This is a genomic window from Sanguibacter sp. Z41_6 (genome assembly GCF_059621145.1).
Map to the genome: position 1 here is coordinate 242,650 of NZ_JCAQIF010000002.1, position 24,007 is coordinate 266,656.

General features: G+C 69.3%; 22 protein-coding genes. 10 read left to right on the forward strand and 12 right to left on the reverse strand.

What is annotated here, in order from left to right; all coding sequences use genetic code 11:
* Positions 1 to 7: 7 nt before the first annotated feature.
* Entirely contained in the window at positions 8 to 358 is a 351-nt protein-coding gene (locus AC54T1_RS06105) for a HesB/IscA family protein (RefSeq protein WP_484344683.1), read from the forward strand.
* Positions 359 to 498: 140 nt separating this feature from the next.
* On the opposite strand, the gene AC54T1_RS06110 is transcribed toward AC54T1_RS06105, so the two are convergent.
* Entirely contained in the window at positions 499 to 756 is a 258-nt protein-coding gene (locus AC54T1_RS06110; RefSeq protein WP_496911387.1) for a sulfurtransferase TusA family protein, read from the reverse strand.
* Positions 753 to 1,958 carry a cysteine desulfurase family protein gene (locus AC54T1_RS06115; protein WP_496911388.1) on the reverse strand — a complete coding sequence of 402 codons (1,206 nt, stop codon included), beginning with the start codon at positions 1,956 to 1,958 and terminating at the stop codon, positions 753 to 755. The genes AC54T1_RS06110 and AC54T1_RS06115 overlap by 4 nt, the downstream gene beginning before the upstream one ends.
* 185 nt (positions 1,959 to 2,143) lie before the next feature.
* Here AC54T1_RS06115 and ctaC point away from each other — a divergent pair, with 185 nt between their 5' ends.
* The 3 genes from ctaC to AC54T1_RS06130 are packed head-to-tail and all read left to right on the forward strand — an operon-like array spanning position 2,144 to position 5,222.
* The gene (ctaC, locus tag AC54T1_RS06120; protein ID WP_496911562.1) at positions 2,144 to 3,040 is read left to right on the forward strand and encodes an aa3-type cytochrome oxidase subunit II; all 897 of its coding nucleotides are present in this window, start codon (positions 2,144 to 2,146) and stop codon (positions 3,038 to 3,040) included.
* Positions 3,040 to 4,827, forward strand: coding sequence for an aa3-type cytochrome oxidase subunit I (ctaD, locus tag AC54T1_RS06125; RefSeq protein ID WP_484344680.1), 1,788 nt, complete (start codon positions 3,040 to 3,042; stop codon positions 4,825 to 4,827). The genes ctaC and ctaD overlap by 1 nt, the downstream gene beginning before the upstream one ends.
* Positions 4,824 to 5,222: a cytochrome c oxidase subunit 4 gene (locus AC54T1_RS06130; RefSeq protein WP_496911389.1), complete on the forward strand. Its 399-nt coding sequence runs from the start codon at positions 4,824 to 4,826 to the stop codon at positions 5,220 to 5,222. Before ctaD ends, AC54T1_RS06130 begins: the two co-directional genes overlap by 4 nt.
* Before the next feature lie 418 nt (positions 5,223 to 5,640).
* Here AC54T1_RS06130 and AC54T1_RS06135 read toward each other — a convergent pair whose 3' ends face one another.
* The 5 genes from AC54T1_RS06135 to ctaE all read right to left on the reverse strand — a co-directional run bounded on the left by AC54T1_RS06135 (position 5,641) and on the right by ctaE (position 10,655).
* Complete coding sequence (locus tag AC54T1_RS06135) at positions 5,641 to 6,264, reverse strand: superoxide dismutase (protein WP_484344678.1); 624 nt, start codon at positions 6,262 to 6,264, stop codon at positions 5,641 to 5,643.
* Between the two features lie 133 nt (positions 6,265 to 6,397).
* Positions 6,398 to 8,110, reverse strand: coding sequence for a cytochrome bc1 complex cytochrome b subunit (gene qcrB / locus AC54T1_RS06140; RefSeq protein WP_484344677.1), 1,713 nt, complete (start codon positions 8,108 to 8,110; stop codon positions 6,398 to 6,400).
* Positions 8,107 to 9,138 carry a cytochrome bc1 complex Rieske iron-sulfur subunit gene (gene qcrA / locus AC54T1_RS06145; protein WP_496911390.1) on the reverse strand — a complete coding sequence of 344 codons (1,032 nt, stop codon included), beginning with the start codon at positions 9,136 to 9,138 and terminating at the stop codon, positions 8,107 to 8,109. Before qcrA ends, qcrB begins: the two co-directional genes overlap by 4 nt.
* The gene (qcrC, locus tag AC54T1_RS06150) at positions 9,135 to 9,914 is read right to left on the reverse strand and encodes a cytochrome bc1 complex diheme cytochrome c subunit (RefSeq protein WP_484344675.1); all 780 of its coding nucleotides are present in this window, start codon (positions 9,912 to 9,914) and stop codon (positions 9,135 to 9,137) included. The genes qcrA and qcrC overlap by 4 nt, the downstream gene beginning before the upstream one ends.
* A gap of 90 nt (positions 9,915 to 10,004) precedes the next feature.
* Positions 10,005 to 10,655 (reverse strand): aa3-type cytochrome oxidase subunit III, encoded by a 651-nt coding sequence (gene ctaE, locus AC54T1_RS06155; protein ID WP_484344674.1) that lies wholly within the window; start codon positions 10,653 to 10,655, stop codon positions 10,005 to 10,007.
* A gap of 247 nt (positions 10,656 to 10,902) precedes the next feature.
* On the opposite strand from ctaE, the gene AC54T1_RS06160 reads away from it, so the two are divergent.
* Positions 10,903 to 11,328 carry a response regulator transcription factor gene (locus AC54T1_RS06160; protein WP_484344673.1) on the forward strand — a complete coding sequence of 142 codons (426 nt, stop codon included), beginning with the start codon at positions 10,903 to 10,905 and terminating at the stop codon, positions 11,326 to 11,328.
* Positions 11,325 to 12,389, forward strand: coding sequence for an anthranilate phosphoribosyltransferase (trpD, locus tag AC54T1_RS06165; RefSeq protein ID WP_496911391.1), 1,065 nt, complete (start codon positions 11,325 to 11,327; stop codon positions 12,387 to 12,389). The genes AC54T1_RS06160 and trpD overlap by 4 nt, the downstream gene beginning before the upstream one ends.
* Before the next feature lie 60 nt (positions 12,390 to 12,449).
* On the opposite strand, the gene AC54T1_RS06170 is transcribed toward trpD, so the two are convergent.
* The 3 genes from AC54T1_RS06170 to AC54T1_RS06180 all read right to left on the reverse strand — a co-directional run bounded on the left by AC54T1_RS06170 (position 12,450) and on the right by AC54T1_RS06180 (position 16,506).
* A complete protein-coding gene (locus AC54T1_RS06170) occupies positions 12,450 to 12,731 on the reverse strand; it encodes an Lrp/AsnC family transcriptional regulator (protein ID WP_484344671.1) in 282 nt (93 codons plus the stop codon).
* Positions 12,732 to 14,624 (reverse strand): DEDD exonuclease domain-containing protein, encoded by a 1,893-nt coding sequence (locus tag AC54T1_RS06175; RefSeq protein ID WP_496911392.1) that lies wholly within the window; start codon positions 14,622 to 14,624, stop codon positions 12,732 to 12,734.
* A 67-nt stretch (positions 14,625 to 14,691) separates the two neighbouring features.
* Positions 14,692 to 16,506, reverse strand: coding sequence for an AMP-dependent synthetase/ligase (locus AC54T1_RS06180; protein WP_496911393.1), 1,815 nt, complete (start codon positions 16,504 to 16,506; stop codon positions 14,692 to 14,694).
* A 142-nt stretch (positions 16,507 to 16,648) separates the two neighbouring features.
* Here AC54T1_RS06180 and AC54T1_RS06185 point away from each other — a divergent pair, with 142 nt between their 5' ends.
* The gene (locus AC54T1_RS06185; RefSeq protein WP_484344914.1) at positions 16,649 to 17,593 is read left to right on the forward strand and encodes an ROK family glucokinase; all 945 of its coding nucleotides are present in this window, start codon (positions 16,649 to 16,651) and stop codon (positions 17,591 to 17,593) included.
* Position 17,594: 1 nt separating this feature from the next.
* Here the strand turns inward: AC54T1_RS06185 and AC54T1_RS06190 are convergent, their stop codons facing one another.
* Entirely contained in the window at positions 17,595 to 18,140 is a 546-nt protein-coding gene (locus AC54T1_RS06190; protein ID WP_496911394.1) for a hypothetical protein, read from the reverse strand.
* 56 nt (positions 18,141 to 18,196) lie between these two features.
* On the opposite strand from AC54T1_RS06190, the gene AC54T1_RS06195 reads away from it, so the two are divergent.
* The 3 genes from AC54T1_RS06195 to AC54T1_RS06205 all read left to right on the forward strand — a co-directional run bounded on the left by AC54T1_RS06195 (position 18,197) and on the right by AC54T1_RS06205 (position 21,649).
* Positions 18,197 to 18,991: a lysophospholipid acyltransferase family protein gene (locus AC54T1_RS06195; protein ID WP_496911395.1), complete on the forward strand. Its 795-nt coding sequence runs from the start codon at positions 18,197 to 18,199 to the stop codon at positions 18,989 to 18,991.
* Between the two features lie 79 nt (positions 18,992 to 19,070).
* Positions 19,071 to 20,288, forward strand: coding sequence for a pyrophosphate--fructose-6-phosphate 1-phosphotransferase (locus AC54T1_RS06200; protein WP_496911396.1), 1,218 nt, complete (start codon positions 19,071 to 19,073; stop codon positions 20,286 to 20,288).
* Positions 20,285 to 21,649, forward strand: a complete 1,365-nt coding sequence (locus AC54T1_RS06205; RefSeq protein ID WP_496911397.1) for a class II 3-deoxy-7-phosphoheptulonate synthase — start codon at positions 20,285 to 20,287, stop codon at positions 21,647 to 21,649. Before AC54T1_RS06200 ends, AC54T1_RS06205 begins: the two co-directional genes overlap by 4 nt.
* A 103-nt stretch (positions 21,650 to 21,752) precedes the next feature.
* Here the strand turns inward: AC54T1_RS06205 and AC54T1_RS06210 are convergent, their stop codons facing one another.
* The gene (locus AC54T1_RS06210; protein ID WP_496911398.1) at positions 21,753 to 23,918 is read right to left on the reverse strand and encodes a Stk1 family PASTA domain-containing Ser/Thr kinase; all 2,166 of its coding nucleotides are present in this window, start codon (positions 23,916 to 23,918) and stop codon (positions 21,753 to 21,755) included.
* Positions 23,919 to 24,007: the final 89 nt, after the last annotated feature.

Below are 24,007 nucleotides of genomic sequence, written 5' to 3' on the forward strand. Positions count from 1 at the left end.
AGACACCATGACCGAGACCACCGAGACCGCGACCCACGGGGTCCTGCTGACCGACGTCGCCGGCCAGAAGATCCGCGACCTGCTCGAGCAGGAGGGCCGTGACGACCTGCGTCTGCGCGTCGCTGTCCAGCCGGGCGGCTGCTCGGGCCTCATCTACCAGCTGTACTTCGACGAGCGCGTGCTCGACGGCGACGCGCTGCGCGACTACGACGGCGTCGAGGTCGTCGTGGACAAGATGAGCGTGCCGTATCTCGACGGCGCGACGATCGACTTCGCTGACACGATCGAGAAGCAGGGCTTCACCATCGACAACCCCAACGCGGGCGACGGCTGCGCGTGCGGGGGCTCCTTCAGCTGACCACCCGCTGACGGACGACACCCGCCCGCACGCGGACGACAGGGCCCGGATCGCACGATCCGGGCCCAGTCGCGTCCCCGGGACGACCGGCTCATGAGCCGCGCGATGCCCAGCGTGAAGAGGCAGACCGGTAAGCGCGATCAGTCCTGTGGGGCACCGGCGCCCAGCTCGACCGTCAGCGCGAGGTGCCCGCCGCCGCCGTCGTGCTCACGCGCGGACGCGACGACCGCGTGACCCCGCATGCGAGCCCAGGCCGGCACATCGTGCTCCGCTGCCGGGTCTGTGCTCCACACGACGACCAGTGCTCCCGCCGGGAGGTCGCGAGCTGCCGCGGCGAGCCGGATCACCGGCAACGGGCAGCGTAGGCCGCGGGCATCCACGACGTGGGCGTCGCTCACAGGCCCTGCGCACCGAGCATGCTGCGGACGCCGGCGACGACCTCGGGGAGGGCGTCGAGGAAGGCCTCGATGTCGGCGGCGGTCGTCGTCCGGTCGAGCGCCAGACGCACGTTCCCGTGGGTGAGCACACCCATGGCGGCGAGCACGTGGCTCGGATCGAGCGTCGTCGATGCGCACGCGGACCCGCTGCCCACCGCGAAGCCCGCCCGGTCCAGCGCCGAGACGAGCGCCTCGCCGTCGGCATAGAGGCAGGAGAACGTCACGACGTGGGGGAGCCGGTCCACCGGCTCTCCGACGACCTCGACGTCAGGGATGTCGATGACCCGGCTGCGGACGAGGTCGACGAGCTCCCGGCGCCGGACAGCCTGCGCGTCGAGGTCGTCCTGCGCCGCCTCGAGCGCCGCCGCTGCCGCGAAGGCGAGCGGAACGCTCACCCCGCCCGGGAACCACGCGTCGGCGTCCTCCGGCCAGTCCGCCGCCCACCGCACGGAGGGACGGACCGCGAGCACGCCGATCCCCGCGAGACCGCCCCAGTCAGCCGGATCTGCCGCGAGGACGTCCCAGGCCTGCGGTACCGCGACGTGTCCGATCGCGGCTCCGGCGTCGACGAGCAGCGGGACGCGGGCAGCACGTGCCGCCGCATGGACCGCGTCGAGCGGTTGCAGCGTCCCGACCTCGCCGTTCGAGTGCTGCAGCGCCGCGAGCGCGACACCGGGCACGAGCGCACCGGCGAAGACCTCTGCGTCGACCCGGCCCGTCCGAGTGACAGGGATGCGCACGTGCGCGGGGACGTGCGCGTTCGTCACACCGGATCCGCGCACGTCGACCCGACCGGGCCCGGTGACGAACGAGGCGGCATCGAGCACCGCCGATCGCTCGACCGCTGACGTGACCACCGTCCCGCCTGCACGCCGTCGGCCGCGGACGACACCGCGAACCGCTGCGTGCAGCACCGCCGTGTGCGAGGGACCGAAGTGCACCTCCTGCGTCCGGACCCCGAGGCTGTGCGCGACCGACTCGCGCGCAGCCCCCAGGAGCGCCGACGCGCGCCGTGACTCGGACGACAGCCGGCGCGGGTCGGCCCACCCCTCGCCGAGAGCCTGCTCGAAGGCGAGGCGGGCGCGTTCGTGGGGGCGGGCGCTCCCGCCGGCATCGAGGTGGACGCGCGTGGGGGACGCGCCGAGAGCGGTGCCGTCAGTCACGCGACCACCGTATCGGTTGGGGCGCGAGAGAGGGTGACCGGGCATTCGTCACACCGCAACCGGCGTCCTGCGGGCCTGCGCACGACCGGTTGCGCGATACGCTTGGCGCTGTCGAGGACGAAGGTCCTGCTCGCTGCCCTTTTTCCGGGGGTCGGACGACAGGACGCGAAGTGAAAGGCCCTCCTTTGCGCTCGGAACGCCCCACCCGCAGTCGGCGGACACAAGGCAGGCTCCTCGGAGCCGCCGTGCTCGTCGCGCTCGCAGTATCCGGATGTTCCCCAGAAGCCCAGCGTGGCTTCCTCCCGGGGTTCTCCGACGGACCTGTGACGAACCAGACCGACACCTTCACATCGATGTGGGTGGGCTCGTGGATCGCTGCCATGATCGTCGGCATCATCACCTGGGGCTTGATGCTCTGGTGCGTGATCGTGTACCGCAAGCGCAAGAACGACGAGGTGCTGCCGGTCCAGACCCGCTACCACCTGCCGCTCGAGATCATGTACACGGCGGTGCCGCTCGTCATGGTCGGCGTGCTCTTCTTCTTCACCGCCCGCGACCAGGCCGAGATCCGCGACACGTCCGCTGAGCCGGACCTCACCATCCAGGTGATCGGCAAGCAGTGGAGCTGGGACTTCAACTACGTCGACGATGACGTCTACGACTCCGGCGTCCACGCAGAGCGCCCGGGTGAGCTGACCGAGACGCTCGGCGCCCCCGGGACGAGCCCCACGCTGCCGACCCTCTACCTGCCCGTCGGGCAGCGGGTCGAGTTCCAGCTCGAGTCCCGCGACGTCATCCACTCCTTCTGGATCCCGGCGTTCCTCGACAAGCTCGACATGATCCCCTCCCGCACCAACGTGTGGCAGGTGACCCCCATGCGTGAGGGCGTCTACGCCGGCAAGTGCGCCGAGCTCTGCGGAGAGTGGCACGCGGGCATGCTCTTCAACGTCATGGTCGTCTCACCCGAGGAGTACGACGCGCACATGCAGGCGCTGGCCGACAAGGGCCAGACGGGCCAGCTCGGTCTCGACCTGAACCGACAGCACGGGATCCCCTCGGGTCCCCGAGAGAGTGAGAACTGATGGCCGCCGCGGCTACGACCACGGTCCCCGGCCTGGCGCCTGCGCGTCAGACGCTCGGACGGACCGTCATCAAGTGGGTCACGTCGACCGACCACAAGGTGATCGGGTACATGTACCTCATCACGTCGTTCATCTTCTTCTGCATCGGTGGCCTCATGGCGCTGGTGATCCGGGCGGAGCTGTTCGAGCCCGGCATCCAGGTGGTGCAGAGCACCGAGCAGTACAACCAGCTGTTCACGATGCACGGCACGATCATGCTGCTGCTGTTCGCCACGCCGCTCTTCGCGGGTTTCGCGAACGTCATCATGCCGCTGCAGATCGGTGCACCCGACGTGGCCTTCCCGCGTCTGAACATGTTCGCGTACTGGCTCTACCTCTTCGGTGGACTCATCGCCTGCGCCGGGTTCTTCACACCGCAGGGTGCGGCATCGTTCGGATGGTTCGCCTACGCGCCGCTGTCGAGCACGACCTTCAGCCCCGGGCTCGGCGGTGACCTGTGGGTCTTCGGCCTGGCGATGACCGGGTTCGGGACGATCCTCGGAGCCGTCAACTTCATCACGACGATCATCACCATGCGCGCGCCGGGCATGACGATGTTCCGGATGCCGATCTTCACGTGGAACACGCTCGTGACGAGCCTGCTCGTGCTCATGGCGTTCCCGCCGCTCGCCTCCGCGCTGTTCGCTCTCGGAGCGGACCGCCGCCTCGGTGCGCAGGTCTTCAACCCCGAGAACGGAGGAGCGATCCTCTGGCAGCACCTCTTCTGGTTCTTCGGCCACCCCGAGGTGTACATCATCGCCCTGCCGTTCTTCGGCATCGTCAGCGAGATCTTCCCCGTCTTCAGCCGCAAGCCGATCTTCGGCTACAAGGGCCTCATCTACGCGACCATCGCCATCGCCGCCCTGTCCGTGACCGTGTGGGCGCACCACATGTACGTCACCGGCGCGGTGCTGCTGCCGTTCTTCTCGTTCATGACCATGCTCATCGCGGTGCCCACCGGGGTGAAGTTCTTCAACTGGATCGGCACGATGTGGCGCGGCAAGCTCACGTTCGAGACGCCGATGCTCTGGTCCATCGGCTTCCTCGTGACATTCCTCTTCGGTGGTCTGACGGGCATCATCCTGTCGAGCCCCGTCATGGACTTCCACGTCTCTGACTCCTACTTCGTCGTGGCGCACTTCCACTACGTCGTCTTCGGGACCGTCGTGTTCGCGATGTTCGCCGGGTTCTACTTCTGGTGGCCGAAGTTCACGGGACGCATGCTCAACGAGCGCCTCGGCCGCCTGCACTTCTGGCTGCTGTTCATCGGGTTCCACATGACCTTCCTCATCCAGCACTGGCTGGGCGTCGCCGGCATGCCGCGGCGTTACGCCGACTACATGCCGGAGGAGGGCTTCACCTGGATGAACCAGGTGTCGACCGTCGGTTCGTTCATCCTCGCCGCCTCGACCCTGCCGTTCCTGTGGAACGTCTACATCACGTGGCGCAACGCGCCCAAGGTGACCGTGGACGACCCGTGGGGCTTCGGGTCGTCGCTGGAGTGGGCCACGTCGTGCCCGCCGCCGCGCCACAACTTCGTGTCGCTGCCGCGGATCCGCTCCGAGCGTCCCGCCTTCGACCTGCACCACCCCGAGGTCGCGGCGATGGACTACCACCAGCCCAACAAGGGCATGCTGGACGTCATCTACGGTGAAGCGGACCGTCGCGGCGAGCAGGAGGATGCCGCACGGCGCGTCTCGGACTCCTCGACCCCTGACACTCCGACCGACAGCGAGGGCACCCGATGAAGATCGAGAGCAAGTTCTTCACCTACCTGGCTCCGTTCTTCCTTCTCGTCGCGGTCGTCTACGGGCTCTGGAGCCGGTGGGAGCCCGTCGGCACGACGGCGCTGTTCCTCACGACCGGGCTCGTCGCCATGATCGGCTGGTACCTCATGTCGACCGCGCGTCGTATCGACGCGCGGCCGGAGGACGACCCTGAGGGCGAGATCGCTCAGGGGGCGGGGGAGCAGGGCGTCTACGCCCCCTGGAGCTGGTGGCCCCTCGCCATCGGGGCCGGCGCGGCGATCTGCTTCCTGGGACTGGCCGCAGGGTGGTGGATCTTCGGCATCGGCGTGGTTCTCTCCATCATCGCGCTCGTCGGCTGGGTGTTCGAGTACTCGCGTGGGCTCCACGCCCACTGATCGGCTCTACCGGGCCTCAGCCCGGTAGAGCGCGGGACCGCGCGCAGCGCATCCAAGAGGCCCTCCCGTGGCGGGAGGGCCTCTTTTCTCATGCGGTGCGCTCCTCGCCCGACTGGACCTGCCGCAGACTGGGAGGCACGCGCTCTCACCCGGGCGCGGGATCTCGACGGCGCGCGCTAAGTGCGGCGGGAGAGTCCCAGCACGCCCCAGGCAGGGGGCCCCGGCAAGGGCGGGGCATACACGGGGGCGCCGGGACGGGTCGGTAGAGGCCCCAGGGGCGAACGCGGTGCTGAGGACGACGAAAGCACCTCCCGGGGGGGGGCTGCGGTGCTGAGGACGAAGAGAGGCACCTCCCGGGGGGAGGTGCCTCTCTGGTGTGGTGCAGCGCCGGACGTGAAGACGTCCGTCACGTCATGTGTCAGGCCGGGACGATGAGCCCTGCGGTCTGGCTGCGGGCACGGTCGAAGCGCGCCGCCGCGTCAGCCCAGTTGACGATGTTCCACCACGCGGCGATGTAGTCCGCACGGACGTTCGCGTAGTCGAGGTAGTAGGCGTGCTCCCACACGTCCAGCAGGACGATGGGCACGAGGCCCAGCGGGATGTTTCCCTGCTGGTCGTACAGCTGGACGATGATGAGCTTCTGGCCGAGGGAGTCCCACGCGAGGATGGACCAGCCGGATCCCTGCACGCCCGCGGCGACCGCGGCGAAGTGCTTCTTGAACGCGTCGAAGGAACCGAAGTCCTCGTCGATGGCAGCAGCGAGCTCACCCTGCGGCTCGCCGCCCTCGGGGGAGAGGTTGGTCCAGAACGCGGAGTGGTTGACGTGGCCGCCGAGGTTGAACGCGAGGTTCTTCTCGTGGAGGTTGACCGCTGCGAAGTCGCCCTTCTCACGCGCCTCGGCGAGCTTCTCGAGGGCGGTGTTCGCCCCGGTCACGTACGCCTGGTGGTGCTTGGAGTGGTGGAGCTCCATGATGCGACCTGAGATGTGCGGCTCGAGCGCACCGTAGTCGTAGCCGAGCTCGGGCAAGGTGTAGACAGCCATTGCGAAGTCCTCCTGGTGCGTCTTCCACGGCAGTGCTGCCGTGACTCACTGGAAAATAAAATACGAGTGGCCCGTGAACGTGGCCTCATCCGAGGCGGTTGTTCACGGGCCACTCACCTACTTTGCAGCAAGATCAGTGCTGGTGCCCGGTGCTGTCCGCGGGGTGACCACCCGTGGTGCTGCCGTCCGCGCCGATGACTGCGAGCGAGGACTCCGACTCCGAAGACTCGAGCGCATCGTGGTGCCCGTGTGACTGAGCTGCTGCGAGCTCAGCCGGCGTGACGGGCTCCACCCGGTCCTCGTAGAAGAACCGCGAGAGCTTCTGGAGCATCTGATCCTTGCGGTAGCCCTTGCGGCGCACGCCGCGAGAGTCTTCCCGTGGAGCGATCTCGAGAGGGCGGTGCGCGTCGTAGTTGACCCGGACCCACCGCTCCTCGTCCGACAGCGGGGTGTGCACCTCGATGTACTCCCCGTTGGCGAACCGCACGATCCGACCGCTCTCGTGCCCGTGGAGCACGAGCTCGCGGTCCTTGCGCTGCAGCCCGAGGCAGATGCGCTTCGTGACCCAGAACGCGATCACCGGGGCGACGAAGAAGGCGATCCGGAGCACCCACGTGATGGCGTTGAGCGAGAGATCGAAGTGCGTCGCGATGAGGTCGTTGGACCCGGCGATGGCCAGGATGATGAACGCCGTGAGGAACGCGACGCCAAGCCCGGTGCGCACAGGCACGTTGCGCGGGCGGTCCAGGACGTGGTGCTCCCGCTTGTCGCGCGTCACCGCGGCCTCGAGGAAGGGGTAGACCGCGAGGAACGTGAACAGCAGGCCAGGGATGACCACGGCCGGGATGAGCACGTTGAGGGACAACGTGTACCCACCGATCACGTACTCGGGTTGCCCGGGCATGAGTCTGAGCGATCCCTCGAGGAACAGCATGTACCAGTCGGGTTGTGCACCGGCCGACACGGGCGAGGGGTCGTAGGGACCGTAGTTCCACACGTTGTTGATCGCCATCGTCCCGCCCATGAGAGCGAGGACGCCGAAGACGATGAAGAAGAATCCGCCAGCCTTCGCGACGTACACCGGGAAGAGCGGGAATCCGACGACGTTCTTGTCCGTGCGTCCACCGCCCGGGTACTGGGTGTGCTTGTGCACGACGACGAACAGCAGGTGGAGGCCGATGAGCGCAAGGATCAGAGCGGGCACGACGAGGATGTGCATCGTGAACAGGCGCGGGATGATCGCGTCGCCGGGGAACTCGCCACCGAAGAGGAAGTAGGAGAGGTACGCGCCCACGAACGGGATCGCCTTCACGACTCCGTCGGTGATCCGCAGCCCGTTGCCCGACAGCACGTCGTCGGGGAGCGAGTATCCGGTGAAGCCCGCAGCGAGCGCGAGGATGAGCAGGAGGAACCCGACCATCCAGTTGAGCTCGCGCGGCTTGCGGAAGGCGCCGGTGAAGAACACGCGCATCATGTGCACGACGATCGCAGCGACGAACATGAGCGCGGACCAGTGGTGGATCTGCCGCATGAGCAGACCACCCTGGACGTTGAACGAGATGTCGAGCGTCGATGCGTACGCCTCGGAGACCAGTCGACCGTTCATCGACGCCAAGGGCCCCGAGTACTCGACGAGTCCCATCGAGGGCACGAAGAAGATGGCGAGGAAGACGCCCGAGATGAGCAGCACGACGAACGAGTAGAGCGCGATCTCGCCGAGCAGGAACGACCAGTGGTCAGGGAAGACCTTCCGCGCGAAGCCCTTGACCGCGTGGCCGATCCCGGTGCGCTGGTCGAGGTAGTCAGCGGTACCCGCTGCCGCCCGTGTGGTGGGGGATGTACTCACTTGAGGCGCTCCCAGTAGCTCGGTCCGACGGGCTCGTCGAAGTCGTCCTGCGCGACGAGGTAGCCCTCGTCGTCCACGGTGATCGGCAGCTGAGGCAGCGGGCGGTGCGCGGGTCCGAAGACGACCTTCGCGCCGTCGGCCACGTCGAACGTCGACTGGTGGCAGGGGCACAGCAGGTGGTGGGTCTGCTGTTCGTAGAGTGCGACAGGGCATCCCACGTGCGTGCAGATCTTCGAGTACGCAACGATGCCGTGGTACGACCAGTCCTTGCGGTCCTCGGCCTCCTTGAGGTCCTCAGGAGCGAGACGGACGAGGAGAACGACAGCCTTGGCCTTCTCGGTGATCCAGTGGTGCGTCAGGCGCTCTTCCGCCGGGACGTCAGGGATGACGTGCACGACGGAACCGACGGTGAGGTCGGAGGGCTTGATGAGGCGGCCTGCGGGGTCCGTCGCAAGACGCATCCCCTTCTTCCACATCGTGTGCTTGAACTTGCTGATGTCCCAGTCGCCACCCGCGGAGCTGATGAGCGGCACGGCGATGGTCAGCGGGAACAGACCGAGCGCGGTGACGACGGCACCCTTGAGCACCCCGCGACGGGCGATACCCGAGTCTTGCGCTCCAGCGCTGAGCGCTGCAACAGCGTCCTTGCGGACGTCGTCGGGGCTCCGGATCTCGTGACGCTCGTCGACCTGCTCGTGGTCGGACATGAGGGTCTTCGCCCAGTGCACGGCGGCGAGGCCGATCCCGATGAGCGAGAGGAACAACCCGAAACCGAGCGCGAAGTTCGTGAGGCGCAGGCCTTCGGTGGTTCCGTCGGGTCGCAGCGCGAAGAAGGCGACGATCATGCCGATCGTGCCGATGATGGAGAGCACGAAGAGGATGACGACCTGGCGCTCGGCCCGCTTCGCGGCCTTCGGGTCGCGGTCCGCCATGCGGTCGCGGTGCTCCGGCAGTCCGGGGTCGTCGAACTTCTCGACGTCGGATCCGGCCGCCGTGACGACGTCGCCCGAGTTCTTCTGCACACTCATGAGGACTTCGCTCCGATCCAGATGGAGAACCCGATCAGGGCGCCGATTCCGACGATCCAGACCCACAGGCCTTCGCTGACAGGGCCGAGGGAGCCGAGGCCGAGGCCGCCGGCCGAGCCGTCACGCTGCTCGACGAGGTACGCGATGACGTCGCGCTTCTCCTCGGGCGTGAGCGTCGCCTCGTTGAAGACGGGCATCGATGCGGGCCCGGTGGTCATGGCCTCGTAGATGTGCTCGGGAGTCGTGTCCCACAGGGCGGGGGCGAACTTGCCCTCGGAGAGCGCGCCGCCCGCGCCGACAGCGTTGTGGCACATGGCGCAGTTGGTGCTGAAGATGACCGAGCCGTTGGCGGCGTCTCCCAGCGCGGGGTTGACCTGCTGGGCTGTGGGGATCGACGGTCCAGGACCGAGCGATGCGACATAGGCCGCGAGCTGACGGGTCTGCTCCTCGTCGAGCTGACGAGGCTTCGCGAGCGCCTGCGGGCCGTTGGTCTGCATGGGCATGCGGCCCGTGCCGACCTGGAAGTCGACCGCGGCCGCACCGACGCCGACGAGGGACGGGGCGTTGCCCCGGCCTTCGGCGTTGGTGCCGTGGCACGAGGCGCAGTTCGCCTGGAAGAGCTTCTCGCCGTTCTCGATGTCCTCAGACGTCGTCGTCTCGGCTCTGGCGGGGCTCGGCGACAGGACGGCATAGATGCCGCCGGTGACCAACAGCGCCAGCAGCAGGAGCACGACCGGCGTCAACCGGTGGTGTCGGCGGGCGGCGAGTGCCTTCACGGATGGATCCTCGTCTCGCAGGGGGTGACAGAAAAACAGGGACGGAGCGTGCGCTGGGCACGGGCGCCTGCACGGGCAGACGGGGATGACTTACTGCAGGAAGTAGATGACGCCGAAGAGAGCGATCCACACGACGTCGACGAAGTGCCAGTAGTACGACACGACGATCGCCGTGGTGGCCTCGTGGTGGCCGAACTTCTTCGCGGTGAACGACCGGCCCAGGAGGGCGAGGAAGGCGATGAGTCCGCCGACGACGTGCAGGCCGTGGAAGCCCGTTGCCAGGTAGAAGACGGAACCGTACGGGCTCGACGAGATCGTCAGACCGTGCTCGACGAGCTCGGCGTACTCGAAGATCTGCCCGGCGACGAAGAAGGACCCCATGATGTACGTCAGGGTGATCCACTCGTTCATGCCCCACTTGGTGAACTGGAGGAGCGAGCCGGTGCGTCGCGGCTGGAACCGCTCGGCGGCCCACACGCCCATCTGGCACGTCACCGAGGACGCGACCAGCACACAGGTGTTGATGAGAGCGAACGTGAGGTTGAGGTGTCCGACACCCTCGTCCCACTGCTCTGCAGGGATCGTGGCGCGGATCGTGAAGTACATCGCGAACAGGCCGGCGAAGAACATGAGTTCACTCGCGAGCCACACGATGGTTCCGACCGAGACAGGGTTCGGTCGGTTCACGCTCACATGGAGGGGGGCGGAGGGCGCAGCCGTTGCAGTCGACACAGGAACCATTATGGCCGATGACGGCGCATGTTTGGTCCCAAGGGCCCATGCGGGCGCAGCGGCGAATGTCACAATGCCCGTCCGCGTGTCCGACTGCGGCCCGCGTGCGTCCGTGCGCACCCATCGGCGGGGGGTGACCGGCCGTTCGGTTCGACGCGCCGCGCACGGGTCGCGCAATGGTCTGGAGCGTCAGGGCGGGGCCACAGTAGGCTCACCGTGGGCGCCTGTGCCCCTGACGTCGATTGCGAGGATCTCCATGTCGATCACCCCGTCTGCTTCCGCCCCTGCACGCACGGTGCTGCTCTACAGCGACGACCGGGCTGTGCGTGACACGGTGCGCGGCGCTGTTGGCAGCGTCACGGCAGCGGGCGAGCAGCTCGTCTGGGTCGAGGTCGCGTCGTACGACGCTGTCGTCGCGCGTGCGGACGAGGGTGGGATCGACCTCATGGTGCTCGACGGCGAGGCCGACAAGGCGGGCGGGATGGGTGTGTGCCGCCAGCTGAAGAACGAGATCTACGACTGCCCGCCCGTGCTCGTCCTCACCGGGCGGCCGCAGGACGCGTGGCTCGCGTCGTGGTCGTTGGCCGACGGGGTCGTGTCGCGTCCGCTCGACCCCTTCGAGCTGCAGCGGGAGGTCGGCTCGCTGCTCGGGCGTGTGCCTGCGGCGGGGCGTACCACGTGAGCGCGACGAGCTGGAAGGCCCTCACGGCGTCGCTCATCGGCGGGCAGGACCTGACGGCGACGGACACCGCATGGGCCATGGACACAGTGATGTCGGGTCGCGCGAACGCGGTCGAGCTCGCGGGATTCCTCGTGGCTCTGCGGGCGAAGGGTGAGACCGTCGAGGAGCTGTCGGGGTTCGCGGAGTCGATGCTCGCGCACGCGCGAAGGTTCACGGTGGGTGGCCGCACGGTCGACATCGTCGGCACCGGTGGCGACATGCTGCACACGGTGAACATCTCGACGATGGCCGCGATCGTGCTCGGTGCGGCCGGTCTGACGGTCGTCAAGCACGGCAATCGCGCAGCGTCGTCGTCCTCCGGTTCCGCGGACGTGCTCGAGGCCCTCGGCATCCGGTTGGACCACACCCCGGAGCGGGTGGCCGAGCTCGCCGACGAGGTGGGGATCACCTTCTGCTTCGCGAACGTGTTCCACCCGTCGATGCGGCACGCCGGGCAGGTGCGTCGGGAGCTCGGGCTCCCGACGGTCTTCAACTTCCTGGGGCCGCTCACCAACCCGGCCCAGCCGTCGGCGACGGCGGTGGGTGTCGCGGACGCACGCATGGCGGCCCTCATCGCCGGGGTGTTCGCCCGCAGGGGGACGAAGGCGCTCGTGTTCCGGGGCGCGGACGGCCTCGACGAGCTCGCACCGACCGGCCCCGCGCAGGTCTGGGAAGTGGTGGCGGACGAGGTCGTGCTGCACTCCCTCGATCCTGTCGCCGATCTCGGCCTCGCACCGGTGGCGATCGCCGACCTGCGGGGCGGCGACGCCACCGCCAATGCTGCGGTGGCGCGCGACGTCCTGGCAGGTGGCGGGGGACCGGTTCGGGAGACGGTCCTGCTCAACGCCGCAGCCGCGCTCGTCGCGGAAGGCTCGCTCGAGGGCACGGCGGAGGGCGATCTGGCGGCGCGCCTGCGGCGGGGCATCGACCATGCGGCCGCTGCCGTCGACTCTGGTGCCGCGACGGCGCTCCTCGAGCGTTGGGTTGCGGCGTCGGGTCGCGCGGACGCGATCCGAGGTTAGTCCTCGGTGATCCGAACTTAGTCCTCGCTGCCCGACGGTCGGCCGCCGGGCAGTGAGCGCCTAGTCCTCGAGCCCGAGGGCGAACGCGGCATCGAGGTCGCTGCTCGAGTACTCGCGGAACGCCAGGTACGTCCGTGTCCTGTGCACGCCCGGGATCTTGCTGATGCGGTCCGCGATGACGTCGGCGAACTCCTCATGGTCGTCCACCTTGACGACGGCGATGAGGTCGACCTCTCCGGTCACCGAATAGACCGCCGACACTCCGCTGACGTCGGCGATCGCGGCAGCGGCTTCCGGGATCCGTGCCTGGTCCGTGTCGATCATGACGATTGCCGTGGGCATCTACGCGCTCCTCGCAGTGGTGGTCGTGCCCGTGGGTGTGGGCATGGTCCGATCATGCCGTGCGAGGCTCGCCGTGACGACCTCGGCGGTCGTGCCGTCGAGGTAGCGTCCCGCGCCCCGCACGGGGCAGGTGAGCGTGCCGGAGGTCTCCACGAGGCGGACGCCCGGCCTGCTGAGCCATCGCACGACGAGGTCGGTCTCCTCAGGGTGGCAGGCTGGCGCGGGCTCGGGGCGAGCGATGACGTGCTCGGCAGCAGCCGTCGCCGCGTGGATGGCGACGTACGGGTCGTGACCTGGCGCGCTCACTGCGGTTGCTGCCAGCCGGCCGTGGCGGACGACGACGATCTCCCACCCGCCCTGCTCGGCCGGTCCGGCGGCGACGATCTCGGAGCATCCGCTCAACGGTCGGATCTGCTGTGCGCGGGCCGCTGCGGCGAGGAACGCCGCCAGCCGGTCCCGCTCGGTGGCGGCGTCCTCGAACCGTTCACTGCGCGCGAGGTCCTGGATCCGTGCGGAGAGCCCCACGACGACCCGGTCGGGGTCACCGTGCAACGACTCTCGCACCTGGCCGACGACGGACGTGTACGGCTCCGACGAGGCTCCGGGTGGACGGCTGTCCTCCGCGACGCACGGAGCGCCACAGCGTCCCATCTCAGCGAGAGCGCACGCCCCAGTGGTCGCGCTCGGCACGGCGGGGAGCTTGCGGGTGCACTGACGGATGTCATGAGCCGCCTGCACGGCCTCGAGGGCGAGCTGCGCCCGCGCCCGCGACGCGAACGGGCCGATGTGCGGCTCGTACCGGCCAGGGGCGTCCTGCCGGACGTCGCGGACGATGGTCAGGCGAGGGAAGGCCTCGGCCGTGAGCCGGACCCAGTGCATCCGCTCCGGGAACTTCGAGCGCCGGTTGTAGCGCGGCGCGTGCTCGGTGATGAGTCGTAGCTCGCGCACCCGGGCTTCGAGCTGGGTCGCGCACGGCACGGCCCGGACCCGTTCTGCGAGTCGGATCATCTCGATCATCCGCCCACGTTTCTCCGAGGCCGTGAAGTAGCTCCGGACCCTCCGTGCGATCGACGTGGATGTCCCCACGTAGAGCACCTCGTCGCGGGGGCCGACGAACATGTAGACCCCCGGACCCGTGGGCAGCCCGTCAGCGAGGTGTCGCTTGCGCCGGACGTCCGCCGGGACGGGGTCCGTCGCGGTCGCCAGATCCTCGAGGTGCGTGATGCCGAGGGGAGCGAGACGGTCGAAGAGCGCGTGCATGACGTCAACGGTCGCGCGGGCGTCCGAGAGCGCACGGTGGTCCGGGATCACGGTGGCGCGGAAGAGCGCTGCGAGGGTCGAGAGCTTGTGGTTCGGTGCCTCGTCCCGGGTCACGACACGTCGTGCGAGGGGAACGGTGTCGAGGACCTGCGCCGGCGGCCAGGGCAGGTCCATGCGCGCGGCGGCTGCGCGCAGGAACGACATGTCGAACGGTGCGTTGTGCGCGACGAGCACCGCACCGCGCGCGAACTCGAGAAATGCGGGCAGCACGGCTTCGATGCGGGGCGCGCCGACGAGCATCGTCGTGGTGATCCCGGTGAGCCGTGCGATGAAGGCCGGGACGGGGACCCCGGGGTCGACGAGCGTCTGGAACTCGCCGAGGATCTCACCACCGCGGACCTTCACGGCTCCGATCTCGGTGATCCCTGAATCCTTGGCCGAGCCGCCGGTGGTCTCGAGGTCGACGACGACGAACGTGACGTCCCGCAGGGGCGTGCCCATCTCGTCGAGCGTGAGCTGGACGGGCACGCCGGGCTGCGCCCACGTGAGGTCTGGGGTCGGAGTGCCGATCCGTCTCCCGGCCTGGCGGAGGCCTGGGAGCGGACGCATCTCGTCGGTTGGCTGCGCGAGCATGAGCCGAACGTACGAGGACCCACCGACACCCGGACGCTTCCGGGTGTCGGTGGGTCCCGCCGTGACCTCAGTCGACGTGCTTGACGTCCGCGTAGATCGTCGAGATCTGCTCGGCGAAGTCCACCAGAACCTTCGATCGCTTCACCTTGAGGGACGGCGTCAGGTAGTCGTTGGCGATCGTGAAGTCGGTCGTGAGCACCGAGAACTTCCGGATGGACTCAGCGCGCGAGACCGCACGGTTGGCGCGCTGGACGGCGGCGTCGATCGACGCGAGTACGTCCGTGTCCTCGGTCGCCTCCTCGATCGTCAGAGCGCCCTTGCCGTGCGTCGCCAGCCAGCCGGGGAGCCCGTCGGGGTCCAGGGTCACGAGCGCGCCGATGAATGGCTGGCCGTCGCCCACGACGACGACCTGGCTGATCACGGGATGTGCACGCAGGCGGTCCTCGAGCACGGCCGGCGCAACGTTCTTGCCCCCCGCCGTGACGATGATCTCCTTCTTGCGGCCGGTGATCCGCAGGTAACCGTGCTCGTCGACGGCTCCCAGGTCACCCGACCGGAACCACCCGTCGACGAACGCCTCGGCGGTGGCCTCGGGGTTGTTGTGGTACCCACGGAACACGTGCGGTCCCTGGATGAGGATCTCGCCGTCCGCGTCGACCTTCACGGCGTTGCCCGGCAGCGGGGGGCCGACCGTGCCGATCTTCCCTCCCTCGGGAAGGTTGACGCTCGTCGGCGCCGTCGTCTCGGTGAGGCCGTACCCCTCGAGCACGACGAGACCGACACCCCGGTAGAAGTGCCCGAGCCGTTCACCCAGCGCCGCGCCGCCCGAGACGGCGTAGCGCGCCTGTCCGCCGAGCGCGGCGCGGATCCGCTTGAGCACGAGCGCGTCCGCGACCGCGTGACGGGCCTTGAGCACCAGCGACGGTCCCGACGGGGTGTCGAGGGCGCGCGAGTAGCTGATCGCCGTCGCCGCCGCCCAGTGGAAGATTTTGCCCTTGCCACCTGCGGCAGCCTTCTGCTCGGAGCTGTTGTAGACCTTCTCGAACACACGGGGCACCGACAGGATGTAGGACGGGCGGAACGTGCCCAGGTCCTCGAGGAGAGTCGTGGTGTCTGGCGAGTGGCCCATGACGGAGCCCGCCGGCACGACGAGCACGTGGATGAATCGCGCGAAGACGTGCGCGAGCGGCATGAAGAGCAGCGTGCGGCGCGCGCCGTACTGGAGCACGTCGCTCAGCCGCTGTGCGGCGTTGACCGTGAGCACGTAGAAGTTCTCGTGCGTGAGCTCGGCACCCTTGGGGCGACCTGTCGTGCCCGAGGTGTAGATGATCGTCGCGACGTCGGCAAGGCCGGCGTGCGAGCGGCGTCGGGCGATCTCCTCGTCCGACACGGCGGCCCCGGCAGCCTTGAGTGCGTCGATGCCACCCTCGTCGATCACGTGCACGGTCGACAAGGACGTCGCGACCGGTCGCGCCTCCTCGACCGTCGCGCGGTGCTGGTCGGTCTCGACCACGAGCAGGCGGACGTCCGCGTCGACGAGGACCCACTCGATCTGCTCCGCGCTCGATGTCTCGTACAGCGGCACGGTCACGGCGCCAGCGGCCCAGATCGCCCAGTCGAGCAGGGACCACTCGTAGCGGGTCCGGGACATGATCCCCACGCTCTGGCCCGGTTCGACGCCCGCTGCCACGAGCCCTTTCGCGACGGCGACGACCTCGGCGTCGAACTCTCGTGCCGTGATGGCCGTCCACGCGCTGGCACCCGCGGCCTTGCGCTCCATGAGGGTCGCGTCACCCGACGATGCCACCCGGTCCGCCAACAGATCGTTGAGGTTCTTGTCCGGTGGGACGTCGATGAGGGCAGGTGTGCGGAACTCGTCCATGCTGGCTCCAGTGACAGTTGGTCGATGGGTGGTAAGACCTTACCCATTCGGCAGGCGTGCAACGGTCATGACCGGCCCAGTACGATTCATCCGGAGTCACAGCACGCGCTGTGCACACTACGAGGTGAGCGAGGGAACGGGCATGCATGCCATCGGGGTCGACATCGGCGGGACCAAGATTGCGGCCGGGGTGGTCGACGAGGACGGACAGATCCTCGCTCAGACGCGGGTGAGCACGGAGCCGGACGACGCGTCGAGCATCGACCGGGCGATCGCGGAGGTGTATCGCGAGCTCACCAAGGACTTCGTGGTCGGCGCGGTCGGGCTCGCGGCCGCCGGGTTCGTCAGCCCGGACCGCACGTCCGTCCTGTTCGCGCCGAACATCGCCTGGCGTGACTACCCGATCGGTCAGCGGGTGCGGGCGCTCATCGGCGACGACGTGCGGATCGTCGTCGAGAACGACGCGAACGCGGCCGGGTGGGCGGAGTTCCGCTTCGGCGTCGGGCGGGACGCGACCGACATGCTCATGCTCACGGTGGGGACCGGCCTCGGCGGCGCGCTCGTCGTCAACGACCAGCTCGTGCGTGGCCGGTGGGGCGTCGCGGCAGAGGTCGGGCACATGCGAGTGGTCCCGAGCGGGCACTACTGCGGGTGCGGCCACGAGGGATGCTGGGAGCAGTACGCCTCAGGCTCCGCCCTCGTCCGCGACGCGCGCTCGGCGGCGACCGCGAGGCCGCAGGACGCGGCACGCCTCATCGACCTCGCCCAGGGGCGCATCGAGCTCATCACCGGCCCGCTCGTCACCATGGCCGCGCAGTCCGGCGACCCCCTCGCCATCCGCCTCCTCGCGAACCTCGGCGGGTGGATCGGGACAGGCTCCGCGTCCGTCGCAGCGCTGCTCGACCCCGAGCTCATCGTCATCGGCGGGGGAGTCGGTGCGGCCGGCGACCTGCTCCTGGGCCCGGCACGCCAGGCGTACGGCGAGGCGTTGCCGGCGCGTGGCCACCGCCCGGAGGCGCGCATCGAGCTCGCCGCGCTCGGCAACGAGGCGGGGATCGTCGGAGCAGCGGACCTCGCGCGGATCTGACCTAGACGACCGCGCCCTGGTTGCTCGGCGGTTCCCGGTCGTCCGGGAGCCGCCAGAGCAGCAGCGCGACGCCGACGAGGAACACGCCACCCGCGCTGACGAAGAACCCCGTCGGCGCCGTGTCCCACAGGACCGCGCCGACGACGAGCGCCAGCACCGCTGAGACGAGTGCTGACCACCCGAGGTTGCGGAGCTTGTCCGTGCTCAGCGTGAACCCGGGGTCGGGCGGCACGAACTCGCCCTCGGCATCGTCGAGCGCCTCCACCTCCGGGGTCCGGGGAGAGTCGCGCGGGCCGGTCCCGACGTGGTTCGTGACGCCGGGGCCGACCGGGGCAGCGACCGTCCGCGCGCCGGCTCCGGGCTCCTCCCCGGAGACATCCGTCGTTCGTTGCGACGAGGGATCCGTGGAAAGATCGGAGAGTTCGGCGACGATCTGCGCCCACGCGGCATCGTGACGGCGCTGCTCGTCGGGGTCGTTCGTCCCGCGCTCACGCGGGTCGACGGGCTCGCCCGGGAGATCGTCGGGGGTGTCAGTGGTTCCTGGCATGTACATCACTCTAGAGTCGGACGCGAGTCCCGCGGATGCGGTCACGAGGAGGCGGGTTGTTCTACTGGCTGATGAAGCGGGTCCTGGTCGGCCCCTTCCTACGACTGATGTTCCGCCCGTGGATCCGCGGTATCGAGAACATCCCCGGTGACGGGCCTGCCATCGTCGCGAGCAACCACCTGGCGGTGATCGACTCCTTCATCCTCCCGCTCGTCATCGACCGGGAGATCGTGTTCATCGGCAAGTCCGAGTACTTCACGGGAACAGGCCTCAAGGGTCGGATGACCGCGGGCTTCATGCGCGGTGTCGGCACGATCCCCGTCGATCGCTCGGGCGGCAAGGCCAGCGAGGCCGCGTTGCGCACCGGCCTCAAACGCCTCAACGACGGTGGCCTGTTCGGGATCTACCCCGAGGGGACGCGCAGCCCTGACGGACGCCTCTACCGCGGGAAGACGGGCGTCGCCCGGCTCGCGCTCGAGTCCGGCGCCCCCGTGGTGCCCGTCGTGATGATCGGTACCGACAAGGCGCAGCCGATCGGCCGACGGATCCCGAAGCCCATGCGTATCGGCATCGTCGTCGGTGAGCCGCTCGACTTCAGCCGGTACCGCGGGATGGAGACGGACCGCTTCATCCTGCGGTCCGTCACCGACGAGATCATGTACGCGCTCATGAGCCTGTCCGGCCAGGAGTACGTGGACATCTACGCCGCCACGCAGAAGGCGCGCCTGGCGGCCGGCGTGCGTCCCGCCGCCACCGCGGCGGGCGCCCCCATCGCTCCCGGCGGGCGCCCCGCGCCCGACGTCCAGGTTCCGGAACCACCCCAGGAGCCTCCCGTCGCCTCGGTAGACTGAGCGACGGTCCGCAACATCGAACGAACCCGCCCCGCCGCCGCGCCTGCCGCGCGGCCGGGCCCAATGAGAGGTTGACCCCATGACGGTCCGTCGCGTCGCGCTGCTCACTGCCGGAGGCTTCGCGCCCTGCCTGTCCTCCGCTGTCGGTGGACTCATCGAGCGGTACACGGAGCTCGCCCCCGAGGTCGAGATCATCGCCTACCAGCACGGCTACCACGGTCTGCTCACGGGCAACAAGATCGTCGTCGACGACGAGGTCCGTCAGCGCGCCGGGATCCTCCACCGGTTCGGAGGATCTCCGATCGGCAACAGCCGGGTGAAGCTCACCAACGCGGCGGACTGCGTCAAGCGCGGCCTCGTCAAGGAGGGGGAGAACCCTCTCACCGTCGCCGCGGAGCAGCTCAAGGCCGACGGCGTGGACGTCCTGCACACCATCGGTGGCGACGACACGAACACGACGGCAGCCGACCTCGCCGCCTACCTCGAGGAGAACGGCTACCACCTCACGGTCGTCGGTCTGCCGAAGACGATCGACAACGACGTCATCCCGATCAAGCAGTCGCTCGGCGCGTGGACCGCCGCAGAGGAGGCCGCGGGCTTCGCCGCGAACATCATCGGCGAGCACCGTTCCGGCCCGCGCATGCTCATCGTCCACGAGGTCATGGGACGTCACTGCGGCTGGCTGACCGCCGCCTCGGCCGTCGAGTACCGCAAGTGGCTCGACACCCGGGAGTGGGTGCCCGGCATCGGGCTCTCGCGTGAGCGCTGGGACATCCACGCCGTCTTCGTGCCCGAGCTCAAGCTCGACATCGAGGCGGAGGCCGCGCGCCTGCGGACCGTCATGGACGAGGTCGGGAACGTCAACATCTTCCTGTCCGAGGGGGCCGGGATGCACGAGATCGTGGCGCAGCTCGAGGCCGCTGGCGAGACGGTCGGCCGCGACCCGTTCGGACACGTCAAGCTCGACACGATCAACCCCGGCGCGTGGTTCGCGAAGCAGTTCGCCGAGCTCCTCGGTGCCGAGAAGACCATGGTGCAGAAGTCGGGCTACTACTCCCGTGCCGCGGCTGCGAACGCCGAGGACCTGCGTCTCATCAAGTCGATGACCGACTTCGCCGTCGAGAGTGCGTTCCGTGGAGAGTCGGGCGTCGTCGGCCACGACGAGGAGGACGGCGACCGCCTCAAGGCGATCGCGTTCCCGCGGATCGCGGGCGGCAAGGCGTTCGACGTGTCGCAGCCGTGGTTCGGCGACCTTCTCGGTGAGATCGGACAGCAGCTGGTGCCTGCGGGCTCATGAGCATCGCTCCCGGTGTCGCCGTAGACCCAGAGGTCGCCGCCGGACTCGACCACTTCCGCACGCTCGTCGCCGGGCAGCAGCCCGTCTGGCCGGACCCTGAGCATCTCCGGTCGGTGAGCGAGCGCCTCGCGGAGGTGCCGCCGCTCGTCGTACCTTCCCAGCTGGAGACGCTCACCGGCCGGCTCGCCGCTGCGGGCCGTGGTGAGGCCTTCCTCCTCCAGGGGGGTGACTGCGCCGAGACGTTCGCCGAGGCGAACGCCGACCGGATCCGCAACAAGGTGCGCACCATCCTCCAGATGGCCGTGGTGCTCACCCACGGCGCGAGCATGCCTGTCGTGAAGATGGGCCGGATGGCCGGGCAGTACGCGAAGCCGCGCAGCTCCAACGACGAGACGCGCGACGGTGTCACGCTTCCCGCCTACCGCGGTGACATGGTCAACGGGCACGCCTTCACTCCTGAGGCGCGGGTCCCGGACCCGGAGCGTCTGCTGAGGGGGTACACGATCTCCGCGGCGACGCTCAACATCGTCCGTGCCCTGACCACGGGTGGGTTCGCCGACCTGCGGCAGGTCCACGAGTGGAACCGCGGGTTCATGACGAACCCCGCGTACGCACGGTACGAGCGCACCGCGACGGAGATCGACCGTGCTGTGCGGTTCATGGCGGCGTGCGGCGCGGACTTCGACGCGCTCCGCAGCGTCGAGTTCTACGTGAGTCACGAGGCCCTGCTGCTCGACTACGAGCGCGCGATGACCCGAGTCTCGTCGCGGTCCGGCGCACCGTACGACGCGTCCGGACACTTCCTGTGGATCGGAGAGCGGACGAGGCAGCTCGACGGGGCGCACGTGGACTTCCTCTCGAGGATCTCCAACCCGATCGGGGTGAAGCTCGGCCCGACGACGTCGGCCGACGACGCCCTCGCCCTCCAGGAGAAGCTCAACCCGGAGGGGATCCCCGGCCGGTTGACGTTCATCACCCGCATGGGTGCGGGCAGGATCCGCGAGGCACTGCCCCCGCTCGTCGAGAAGGTCGCGGCGGTCGGAGGACCCGTGACCTGGGTGACCGACCCGATGCACGGCAACACGATCACCTCGGACAGCGGGTACAAGACACGACGGCTCGAAGACGTCCTCGACGAGGTCCGGGGCTTCTTCGAGGTGCACCGGAGCCTCGGCACCGTCCCGGGTGGTCTGCACGTCGAGCTCACGGGTGACGACGTCACCGAGGTGCTCGGTGGGAGCGAGGAGATCGACGACGCGGGGCTGGCGCTGCGCTACGAGACGCTCGTCGACCCGCGCCTCAACCACCAGCAGTCGCTCGAGATGGCCTTCCAGGTCGCGGAGATGCTCCAGGGCCGTTGAGGCACCAGCTCAGCGGAGCGACAGCAGGCTCTCACCCCTGGGGTGGGAGCCTGCTGTCGTCTCCGAGCGGCACGCGGCGTGGCACCCGGCCCGCCCGCGAGCGTCAGAGGAAGAGCTCGATGGTGCTGCCCTTGCGCAGCTGGCTGCCCGGGGCGGCGCTCTGGGACCGGACCTCGTTGCCGAAGACGCCCAACCAGTACGTCACCTTCACGTCGAAGCCCGCGTCCTCGAGGATCTGCGCCGCCTCGGCGTGCGGTGTGGCCACGACGTCGGGCACGGTGACGAAGGGCTTCCCCAGGGACACGACGACGTCCACGGTGTCGCCGCGGAAGGCGCCGCTGCCTTCTTCGGGGCTCTGCGAGATGATCTTGCCCTCAGCGACGGTGTCGCTGTACTCCTCGGTCGCGACGGGGGTGAGGTCCCAGGGGCTGAGCTGTTCCGTCGCGCTGTCGAGGTCGAGCAGCTCCACCTGGGGCACGGTCACGGGCTCGGGGCCTTTCGAGGCCACGACCGTGATGGGCGTGCTGTGCGGCAGGAGCTGCCCCTCGTCGACGGAGACGCTCATGACGACGTCGGCGGCGGTCGCCGTGTCCCACACACGCTCCTGGGTGACGGCCGTGAAGCCCGCACCTTCGAGCGCTGCCACGACGTCGGACACGTTGGCTCCGACGAGGTCCGCGGGCACGGTGAAATGCTGGATCCCCAGCGAGACCGTGAGCTCGACCGCCCCGTCGCGCAGGATCCGTTCGCCACTGCGCGGATCCGCGTCGATGACGGTCCCCGCCGCGACCGAGTCGCTGAACGCCTCTGCCGTGCGGACCTCGAGCTCCGCTGCCTCGACGACGGCGGTCGCCTCCTCGAGGGTCGTCCCAGACAGCCCTTCCGGGACGGTGGTGTAAGCGCCGGGTCCGACGAGGAACCACCACGCTCCAGCTCCGCCGAGCCCAGCGAGGACGAGGAGCGTCACGAGCGACCACAGGACCGTGCGCCGGCGACGGCGCACGCGATCGGCCGCCGCAGGACCGCCGCGGTCCGAGACGGTGACCGTCTGGTTGAACGTGCGAGCGCTCCCGACGGGCAGCGCGATCGTTGACCCGCTCGACCCCTGGACGAGCAGCTCGGTCGGGTGCGACGGCTCGGGTGGGTGATCGGTGCCCGAGCCATCCGGGGTGTCGCGGTCAGCAGCGGCATGCGGGACGGCTGCGGCGGTCTTCACGGGTGCGCCGTTCGCCCCGGGCGCCTGCCCGGTCGCCGTCGGACCGTGCCGGTCCGGGGTGTCGCCCACCCCGTCGGTGTCGTGGGCGACCGCGTCGGTCGTGGCGCCGGCAGGGTCGTCGTCGTCCTCGACGGGGGTGCCCTCGGCGAGGGAGACGAGGGGAGGGGGCGGGTCCGCCCTGCGTGCGGCGAGCTCAGGGGGCAGCGCGGCGCGCGCGCTCCGGAGGCGCTCGAGCGCCGCCGGTGCGTCGGTCGGCCGGTTCTGCGGGTCCCGCGAAGCCATGGCGCACACGAGCTCGTCGAGCTCGCGGGGCAGCCAGGAGACGAGCTCGGACGGGAGCGGCACGTCGTTGTTGACGTGCTGGAACGCCACCTGGATCGGTGTCTCACCGACGAAGGGCTGCCGTCCCGTGAGCATCTCGTAGAGCATGATGCCGACGGCGTAGATGTCGGTCCGCGTGTCGCACGCGCCGGTGGCGATGAGCTCGGGACCAAGGTACGCCACCGTGCCGAGGATGGTCCCCGTCGTCGTCGACGTCACCTCGGTGACGGCCCTGGCCAGACCGAAGTCGGCGACCTTGACCCGGCCGTCCGTGGCGAGCAGGACGTTCTCCGGCTTGATGTCACGGTGCACGAGCCCCTGGCGGTGTGCCGCGGCGAGCGCGTCGAGGACGTCGTCGATGATGGCGAGCGCCGTGCCCACGGCGAGCGGACCGTCCTGGTGCAGCCGCCGGCGCAGGTTCGTGCCGTCGACGTACTCCATCGTGAGGTAGCTCGTCTCGCCGTCGAGCCCCTGGTCGTAGACCGCGACGAGACCGGGGTGCGTGAGCCGCGCGGCGGCACGGGCCTCGCGGCGGAAGCGCGACACGAAGTCCCCGCCGGTGGCGCCGTCTGCGAGGTGCGGGTGCATGACCTTGAGCGCGACCTCGCGGTCGAGGCGTCGGTCGGTCGCGAGGTAGACGGTGGCCATGCCCCCGCGGGCGATCCTGCGGTCGACCTTGTACCGGCCGTCGACGAGCTGGCCGACGAGGGAGTCCGTCAGGATGGTGGCCACTCGACGATCTTAGGCGGTCGGTGGCCGTCAGCGCGGGATGTCGGGGGCTGCGACGCGTGGCGAAGGTGCGGGGACCTCGCGCCCGCGGT